Source organism: Nitrosospira sp. CT (genome assembly GCF_059489795.1).
In genome coordinates, this window is the sequence record NZ_JCAHZJ010000075.1 from 1 (window position 1) to 8,861 (window position 8,861).

Genomic DNA, 8,861 nt, shown 5'->3' on the forward strand with positions numbered 1-8,861 from the left:
GGCGCGTACTTGCATACAGGAAAGTCGATACGCCCATGATGATGTACATCGGGAACGCCCCATAGAACAGCGGTATATGGCTGGGTGTAAAGCTGGTGTCGCGGATGATCACCTGGTGCCATGAAGCATCCTGCTCCGTGAAGAAGCTCGATCCCCAGTAGACGGCGAACATGTAGACGCCAAGCCACATCAGGAAATAGAAGTACCGCTTGATTTCCTTCTTTACTGTAAGGCTTGCCAGTTGCTCCTTCGTATCGCGCGTCTTCCATACCCAGCCCCAGACGACCACGGCCAGGGTTGGCCAGAGCATCATCTGGAAACGCCATAGCCCCATCCAGATTTGCTCGAACTCCGGCTCCATGGAGTCCATCCCGTGGGAATAGGCATAGGTGCGTTGAAACCAGACCCAGAAAACCGCTATCCCCAGTATCGGCAGCAGACCCAGCTTGTAGAACCTGGAGTCATACCATTCCGACATGTCGTAAGCACGACTGCTCGCACTGCTCTCCCTCTTGTGACCAACTGCAATGGTCTCAGGTGTAATTGCAGACATCGCTAACTCCTTTTGCAAATAATCAAGAACCCCACCGGGGTATCAAAATTAAGAACAAAAACTACCAGCCCAAGGATTCAGCCAAATTTGACTGGTAGAAAACAATAATCAGATAGCATGCTCTGCCTGTCTGATTACCTGAAGGGAAGTCTCGAATGTCATCATCTCCTATTTAAATGAATTAGTCATACCTGTTTTTTTACAGATACTTGTTAGAACTCATCCATAAAATAAAGTTCAATCGTAATGATATATAGATATATATGGCTTGCATGCCTTTTTATATATGTATATCATAATTCCGCCAAGGAACCGGAGAAAATGGAGGAGCGCCGGCAGCCTTCGCCTTGACCCCGGCTCAGATTGCAGCTGGCCCCACCACTTATGTATGCTGTCGGGGAGCTCCTCGCTGCAGAATCTGGAGGGCGCAGGCATCGAACCAGGCAAGGCCGCTGGGGAACGGGCAGGTTATGCCTGCACCATGAGCGCTGCGGCAGGGGCAGCCCTCTCCGGCAAGAAGGTCGTGGTCTACTACACAGTCGAAGGCGGCTCCTTCAATGCCTATTCCCCGCATCTGAGCATGGCGGGTGAGCCGAATCCAAAAGGCTACCTGCCGGGCAACCTCAAACGTATCAATGACCTGGCATTGCAGGGCAGTGCCGGCAAGTGCGCGGCTGGTTCAGCTGCCACCACCAACGTCATCCTCAACGGTGGGGCCTACGACATCGGACGCTACAACAGCTGCGACCTCGTTACCAAAACCTTTACGACTTCCCTTAAAGGAGACGCTTCGGGTCTTCCCGGCCAGAGCTACCCTGACAGAGGCTTTTCCGACACCGAATACCTGATCAACAAGCAGAACCTGGATATTGTGCGGGTACTGGGAACCCTCGGCGGGGAAGTGGCGACCAACGTCGGGCAGGTCTTTGGTGTTGCCGTGAGCTACCCGCTGTACTATCAGCTCCAGAAAAACGATATCGCCACGGGCGACATCGCCGCCAGCTGCACCGCAGCGCCCTTTAGCGCCACCGCACCCAATCTCACCCCCGCTTGCCAGCCCAGCGTTACGGCTCAGGCTTACAGCGCCGCTGCCGGCAGAGATGGGATTGGTAGCGTGGACGGCGCCCTGTTCGGGGGAGCTACCGGCTCCGTAGTAAACCTGGCGCGCCGGGTTCCCACCTCCGGTGCCCAGTCCGCCTCCAATATTCGCTTCCTTGGCAAACCTTGTGCCATGGGGCTTTCTCAAGGCATGCTGGAACCCGCACGCCCTGTTGACAGCACGGCAACAGCGGTAGTCACCGAGCAATCCAATACTGAGGGCGTAAAGAGCGTGTTGAATACAGCAACCGGGACAGGCCAGTTCGCATTGGGCGTCATCTCCTGGAAAATACCCCATCGCCCACCGCCAGCACCGACCGCTGGGCCTTTGTCAAGCTGGAGGACGTCTCTCCCAATTCCGACGCCCAGCAGCGCGCCACGGCAATGAATGGCATTTACACCTTCTGGTATGAAGGAGCGGCTTTTACTGCCGGTGGCTCAGTCAGCCCTGCCAGTGTCAGTGGCGCCGCACTGATAGAGGCAGCTACTACCATATTGACCAATAGTGACCTGAAGGGCGTCTTTGCCACTCCGGTGGCAGGATCGAGCGGTCCTACTTCCAAGGGCGCTCGCATTGGTAATTCCTGTCAACCTTTGATTCAATAGATGCTTCACTGCAGGATACACAATGGGATGGGAGTGGATATGCTTCATTATGGAAGAAACCACTCCCGAGCCTAGGAATTATGGGTTATAGAGGATAATCCTGCCCATCAGTAACTCACCTTAAACGTCGGGCTATCCTCCGGCCGCGTCTTGCGATGGTCATAAATCCTGGTCGTAGCGATATTGGCATGCCCCAACCACTCCTGCACCTTGGCGATGTCCGCCCCGTTATCCAGAGCATTGGTCGCGGCGGTCGCACGCATCACATGCGGCCCCATGTTCTCCCCAAAAATCCCCAATTTCCTTAAATACTTCAGTACCACCTCGAAATAGATGGAATCGGGCGTGAGCGCCGTCAAGGTGTGGCCGTGCACATTGTTCTTGACCGGGCGGAACAGGGGCGCATCGGGATTGGGTGCATGGCCCGCGGCTTCCAGATATTCTTCGATCAAGGTCAGTGTCCCCGGATGGGTGGGAATGAAGCGCATCTTGCCGCCCTTGCCCTTGATCCGCAGGTGCGGCACCCCGCGGCGCATCTGGTTGTAATCTTTCACCTTGAGCTTGGCCAATTCTTCGCGCCGGATGCCGTGATAGAGCAGGGCGGAAAGGATCGCCCGGTCGCGCTTGCCCTTGAGTGTCTTTGCGTCTGGCGCATCGAGCAGGGCGCGCGCCTGCGTGTCACCCAGCGCCGGGGTCTTGCCCTGCCAGGATTCGACGGGCGGCCGCTTCACCCCCTTGACCGGATTGTGCGTCACCGCATTGGACTCGCACAGGTATTCGAACAGGGAGGATAGTGCCGCCAGTTTCCTGCGGATGGTCGCACCGCCCAGTTGCTCTTCTTCCAGGCTCTTTCTCCAGGCCAGCACATGGCTGCGGGTCACGATGCGGAAATCCTCCGGGTTGACGATGCCGGCAAAAGCCATGAAGCCGCGCAGGTCATTCTGGTACGCGCGCCGGGTCTGCCGGTTGTCGATGTTGGCGAACCACTCGATCTCGGGCGGAACCTCGGCAAGCTTGCGAAATTGGGCGGAAGTCAGAGCGCTGCCAGCGGCAGGCGCAGCCGGAGTTGTCGGGGTGACAATCAGGTCTTCACTCATGCCAATTCATCCTGGGACTAAGTACGGCAATATCCATGCTGATCATAGGCACAATCTTTATTCAACAAGCAGACAATCAATTGTTCTGGAGACGGAAGGGCGAGTGACCGCGGCTCCCGGATCTTCTCAATCCGTCTTCATCCCAGCGCAGGCAGTGACCGCAGCACAGGCGCTGGCTGGAAAAAACCGCAAGCCGCGCCTCCCAATTTTTTCCCTATATATATATGCACACCTTGTCATATATGCGCGAGGTCGACTTCAGCTGTCAGCCCCAACGCTTGCGCGCGGCCAATAGTTTCCGTGCGCGCTCGATGATCCGCTCGCTGTTGAATTCGCTCAGCCGTCCGGCCGCAACCTCATTTAGCGCCTGGTCGATGTCCGCCTTGAGCGCTGTCAACTCCTCGTGCCGCAGCTCACGCCGGAGCTTCCAGTCGCGCAGCGCCTCGCGGATCACTTCGCTGGCCGAGGCATAATCGCCATCAAGCACGGCCGCCTTGATCGTCTCGGTCAGTTCAGGGGTGAGCGTGATGGTCAGGCGCTCGAGCTCGGTCATTCAGTCTCCAGATACGGGTCTTGGAGATCATACTTTATCATACTTCTGGGCTGAATCTGGAGGGGGATTTTACCCATGATAAAATAGGTTATCATGGGTAAAAGTATAGGAACCTGATCAACATGTCTTTCAAAAAAACCCGTCAGAATGGACGTGCCAAAGATGCCTTCTATCGTAATTATGTTGAAATGGAAGATGACCCGAAGTCCCTGGATAGCAACCTTGATGTTGACGGGCATGTTGGGTAGGGATAAAAGCGGCACGGTTATGATTCTTATTTTGTTTTCTCAGCGAGCAATGCATCTCCGGCACGTTTCCACTCCCGTCTTCTAGGATCCTCTGCCGGCACATTTGCCAGCCCCAGCAGGGCACCCAGTAGCTCCCCTCGATCGAATGCCGGAGTACGGGTTGCCGGATCCACGAGACCTGCGAGAATCAGCAACTCGGCAGCATTGTACAATTCCTGGTCACGCTCTCTGGAGGCCTCCTCCCTGTTGATCGCTTCCAAAATACGTGCTGCTTCCTCGTCCCTTGCCGCAAGACGGGCGGCTTCTGCCTTTGCCCTTTGTGCTCGCTCGGCCGCCGCCTCCGCCTTGATTAACGCGGTAAGGATACGGGAGTCTGCGTCAGTGCGCTTGAGCTTGTCCGCCAACAGGAGGAGCTGTTGTTGTTGTTCGCTGGGTGCTTTGAGGCCACGTAGATACGCCAGTCTCACGGTAAGCCATTTGTCGTGCAACATGAACACCTCCTGGTTCATTGATTGACGGCCCGTTCTATCTGCTTCGAGAGAGGTGAGAGTAAGCTGGAGACCGTAAATCCTCATCTTGAGGGGTAGTGTGATCAGATATCCAGCTCAGCGAGTTAGCGAGCGGAAAATAGGTGTCCGACGTCAAGTATCCGATCGATGGATGTAAAGTCAACGCACAGGTTCGTCTGCTTTGCGACTTGCTATCCAGCTATCCTCTCGTCCGATGTTTGAGTAGTCGTATAGCTCTCCGTATCGTATGTGTTAATTGCAATATCAGCGTCAGCCTCGATCAGGTTTTTTATATTACGTACCGTTCGCTCAGCTCCATGCTGAACTGCGATGCGTATTAGTCGTTCGAAGGGTCGCATAAATATCTTCATCTCCAACAACTCGAAGGTAAATATCAGTTTGACCAAACCTTCTCTACCTTCATCCTGTATCTCGTACATGCAGTGAAAAGGCTCAGAAATACCTGCAAAAGCTAAGGAACGGTTGGGTTCATAAAGCGTAATTCTGAATTTGGATTCAGATCGGTGTCCACCATCAACACGCACCTGCCTTGCGGTAACTCCTGGTCCCATTGGTTGATCTCCGATTTGCTTAAGCTCTTTAACTTCAGGAGACCATTTTGGATAATTTTCAAAGAAATTATCGCCCAGATAGCGAAATATCTGCTCAGTAGAACCCTTCATAAGAATACTTGCTTTAGAAGCTACCGGTTGAACCGGTTTCGAATCAAATATCGATCGCAAACTGAACATATGGGTATACTCTTTGAAAGGGGATTCCTTGAGTGAGAGGTAACCCAGGGATTTGGAAGTCGGCTCTTTGATCTTAATCCTGATCGCGGCCATGCACTATAGATTATTAAAATCATCAAAAGCTGTTCTCGTTTATTCGAACCGTTGATGATTTCCTAAAGAAAACTGTTCATATTACCGAACCATGCCCCCACGGTCTGTTCGTTGCCCCACCCTTCATTGATCTTTGATTTGGGGCCGTTCGGCTGACGGCAGAGCAATCCAGAATGTACTGCCGGCCGCGACAACACTTTCAACACCGATTTCTCCTCCCATAAATTCAACCAGTTTTTTCGTAACGACCAACCCAATACCAGTACCTTCCTCAGAACCGCGCTCACGACCAAGGCGATTGAACGGCTGAAACAGCTTGTCGAGCTGATCTTGTGTTAATCCAGAGCCAGTGTCATGAATGCTAATGCGAGTCACCCCAGAGGTATTTTGAGAATATTCCACTGTTACATCACCCCCCTCCCGGTTATATTTGATCGCATTGGTGAGAAGATTGATTAGAACCTGCTTCAGCTTGGTTTCGTCTGCCAATACATGCACGGGAAGCTCATTTTCATATCGAGGAAAATTCAATTTGATATTCTTTTTCTGTGCCTGGGATTTAATCATCGTTTGGCACTCTTCTAATATGGTGAATAGCAATAATGGCTTTTGCGACAGGAATAACTTCCCCGACTCAATTGCTGCAGAAGGGAGGAGCTGATTAACCAGACTTAGCAGGTACCATCCCGATTCAAGAATATGTTCAATATTTGCCTTTTGGGATGGTGTTGGAGGTGGATTATCCATTTCCAAAAGTTGAGCAAATCCGAGTATGGTATTTAGCGGCGTTCGTAATTCGTGACCCATACTGGAAATAATTTCCGATTGCTCCAAGCTGATTTTTCTCGTGGCATCTTTGTTCCGAATTATCTGGGTCAGTATTCGGCTCAAGTTTAGGCTTGATTCCAACCGATCCATGATGAGATAGGCCAAATCCCGCAAGCTGGCAAATTCTTTCTCATTCAATATCCGAGGCTTTCGATCAATAATCCATAATGATCCCAGATTAAAACCTCCAACTGTAATCAAGGGCGCACCCGCATAAAACCCCATACCTTTTACCCCGGCCGCAAGCGTTTTTGTAAGCGGGCTAGTATCAATCTTCGTATTTGCAACAATATAGGGAGCATCACGTAGCATGGTGATTGCCGGATATTCCGGGACAAATCCAATTTCGGTGGTTTCAAGACCACAGCCGGATACAAGCCGGATATGATCCCTATCGACAATTCCGATTACTGCAACCGGAACATCAAACAGGCGTGCTGCGAGTGCGGTAATTCGATCTAGAGTTCGATCTGGGATGGGTAACAATATCTCATATTGCTTCAACACGAGCGTTCGCTCTGTTTCATTCGCTGGCATATATCAACCGATTAATTTTTGGAAGCAACTGCTCAGCCTGTGAAGTCAGTCTTTTTCTACCGGCAGAATCTACTCTGATGGCTCGAGCTTGAACATAGCACGCCTGCTGATAATGGGAGTTTCCTGAAAAGCTTCAGAAGATATTCCGCTGCCGTTGAGTCTCGGTTTTATTCGGTTCGGGTCGCTTGACTGGAACCGAAACGGAACGTCATATTTATATTTTTAGTGGAATGCGCGGAGAAGAAGCGGATGACATGGTCTATAGCGCAACAAGGTCATTCACTCCAGGGGGAGTTCCGTAGCAGGATAACTGTAAATGGTATGGAGTTCGGGGGAAAAGAATCTGGCGCGGACTAACCCGCTTGGGGCAGTAGGATTTCTCAAACGAAAATCCAAATAGGATTTTCGTTTGCTTTGTTGACTTTTTACTGGGGTCTAATATTCGATGCCTGTAAACCCTTGGGACCGGTTATCACATCAAAAGTGACACGCTGGGCCTCTTGCAAGGTTTTGAAACCTTCACCCACAATTGAAGAGAAGTGGGCAAACAAATCTTTTCCGCCTTCATCTGAGGTAATAAAGCCAAAGCCTTTGTCATCGCTAAACCATTTCACAATACCAGTTTCTGTTGCCATGTCATTTCTCCTTAATAAAATTCCACTCACAGTCATCTGTAAGTGATCAGTCGCTGAATATCAAGGGAAAGAGTCAACCAGAGGTATCGTTTTACAGCTTGAATCCAAAAGACCTACCGCAGGATACACGCTATTTGAAGAACGTCAAACTTTATTTCGCATGACCGCCCCATTAGGCGGCATACCAGAGCACGGCGAAGTAATGGCATGTTGTGCCCGCTATCACAAAGAGGTGCCAAACCAGATGACCATACCGCAGCCGAGAATCGAGTGCAAAAAAAACTACGCCGAGTGTGTAAGACACGCCTCCTGTAGTCAACCAGAGCAACCCTTGTATTGGCATTTTAGCCACCAATGGATTAGCCGCAATCACAACAAGCCACCCCATGAACAGATAGAGGATAGTTGATAGAATGGGTAAAGAGGCTTTATAAAATACCTTGAGCATTATACCGGCCACCGCAAGACCCCAAATTCCCACGAGAAGGGCACGTCCCCATACTCCATCAAGGACCCCAAGCGTGAATGGCGTGTATGTGCCCCCGATAAGAACAAAGATGGCAGAATGCTCGACAACTTTAAACACGCGCTTGGCCTTGCCTGCCGGCAACGCATGGTAGATGGTCGAGACAAGATAAAGAAATATGACAGTCGCGGAGAAGAGACTCGTGCCTACAAGGAATCCTGCGTCGCCGGAGCGGGCGGCATGAGTGATGAGAAATGGAGCTCCTACGAGTGCCGCAACCAAGGCTATACCATGGCTAATACTATTTGCAATTTCTTCCGGTTGTGACTGCTCACGCTTTAGCGGCAACTGATTGAAGTACGGCATGATACTTGAGCCAATCTTGGCGCCTCTCTAACAACCCACCTTGTTTGACTATCTCCCAGTCGGGTCTTGTTCCATACGGAAAGGCGAAAGGACTAATTAAGTATAAGCCTGATGCGCTTATCGAACATCTCGTTGACCCAAACATTCAAGCTTTGTCGCCTTGTTTATAACGCTCTAGCTTTCTTTTTTATCCATGTTAGGTCTCTTGTTCAGAACAATTTCAGTATAGCTAACCTTGGGCTTACATATCCCTCTTGCTAGGGAGACGGTTAACACTGAGTCTCTCATTAGGGCTAGCTCTAGTGAGAGCCTCATTAACCCCTCAAAAATTCTATCACTAGATACAGTTTTGATTTATGATCGGTGCTCTATCACAGCATACTTAATTCTTGTGAGGGCAAATGATCATCGGTTACGCGAGAACTTCAACGATCGATCAGAGTGCCGGTTTCGAGGCGCAGCTCAAAGAACTTGAAGGCGTCAAGTGCGAGAAAATCTTTCGGGAACAAGTCTCCTCGGT

General features: G+C 51.1%; 11 protein-coding genes. 2 read left to right on the top strand and 9 right to left on the bottom strand.

What is annotated here, in order from left to right; translation table 11 throughout:
• Positions 1 to 553: methane monooxygenase/ammonia monooxygenase subunit C (locus tag AC52W5_RS13365; RefSeq protein ID WP_495671346.1), on the bottom strand; the 553-nt coding region annotated here is incomplete at its 3' end.
• A gap of 388 nt (positions 554 to 941) precedes the next feature.
• Here AC52W5_RS13365 and AC52W5_RS13370 point away from each other — a divergent pair.
• Positions 942 to 2,039 carry a hypothetical protein gene (locus AC52W5_RS13370; protein ID WP_495671347.1) on the top strand — a complete coding sequence of 366 codons (1,098 nt, stop codon included), beginning with the start codon at positions 942 to 944 and terminating at the stop codon, positions 2,037 to 2,039.
• A gap of 7 nt (positions 2,040 to 2,046) precedes the next feature.
• Here AC52W5_RS13370 and AC52W5_RS13375 read toward each other — a convergent pair whose 3' ends face one another.
• The 8 genes from AC52W5_RS13375 to trhA all read right to left on the bottom strand — a co-directional run bounded on the left by AC52W5_RS13375 (position 2,047) and on the right by trhA (position 8,341).
• Positions 2,047 to 2,226 (bottom strand): hypothetical protein, encoded by a 180-nt coding sequence (locus tag AC52W5_RS13375; protein ID WP_495671348.1) that lies wholly within the window; start codon positions 2,224 to 2,226, stop codon positions 2,047 to 2,049.
• 138 nt (positions 2,227 to 2,364) lie between these two features.
• Positions 2,365 to 3,354: a tyrosine-type recombinase/integrase gene (locus tag AC52W5_RS13380; protein ID WP_495671349.1), complete on the bottom strand. Its 990-nt coding sequence runs from the start codon at positions 3,352 to 3,354 to the stop codon at positions 2,365 to 2,367.
• A 265-nt stretch (positions 3,355 to 3,619) separates the two neighbouring features.
• A complete protein-coding gene (locus tag AC52W5_RS13385; protein WP_495671350.1) occupies positions 3,620 to 3,907 on the bottom strand; it encodes a ribbon-helix-helix domain-containing protein in 288 nt (95 codons plus the stop codon).
• Positions 3,908 to 4,181: 274 nt separating this feature from the next.
• A complete protein-coding gene (gene traD / locus AC52W5_RS13390) occupies positions 4,182 to 4,646 on the bottom strand; it encodes a conjugal transfer protein TraD (RefSeq protein ID WP_495671351.1) in 465 nt (154 codons plus the stop codon).
• 209 nt (positions 4,647 to 4,855) lie between these two features.
• Positions 4,856 to 5,347, bottom strand: a complete 492-nt coding sequence (locus AC52W5_RS13395) for an SRPBCC family protein (RefSeq protein WP_495671352.1) — start codon at positions 5,345 to 5,347, stop codon at positions 4,856 to 4,858.
• A 285-nt stretch (positions 5,348 to 5,632) separates the two neighbouring features.
• Positions 5,633 to 6,874: a GAF domain-containing sensor histidine kinase gene (locus AC52W5_RS13400; RefSeq protein ID WP_495671353.1), complete on the bottom strand. Its 1,242-nt coding sequence runs from the start codon at positions 6,872 to 6,874 to the stop codon at positions 5,633 to 5,635.
• A gap of 425 nt (positions 6,875 to 7,299) precedes the next feature.
• On the bottom strand, positions 7,300 to 7,509 hold the full coding sequence (locus AC52W5_RS13405; RefSeq protein ID WP_074976095.1) for a cold-shock protein: 210 nt from the start codon (positions 7,507 to 7,509) through the stop codon (positions 7,300 to 7,302).
• Positions 7,510 to 7,681: 172 nt separating this feature from the next.
• Positions 7,682 to 8,341 (bottom strand): PAQR family membrane homeostasis protein TrhA, encoded by a 660-nt coding sequence (trhA, locus tag AC52W5_RS13410; RefSeq protein ID WP_495671354.1) that lies wholly within the window; start codon positions 8,339 to 8,341, stop codon positions 7,682 to 7,684.
• 401 nt (positions 8,342 to 8,742) lie between these two features.
• Between trhA and AC52W5_RS13415 the strand changes: the two genes are divergently transcribed.
• Positions 8,743 to 8,861: recombinase family protein (locus AC52W5_RS13415; protein ID WP_495671355.1), on the top strand; the 119-nt coding region annotated here is incomplete at its 3' end.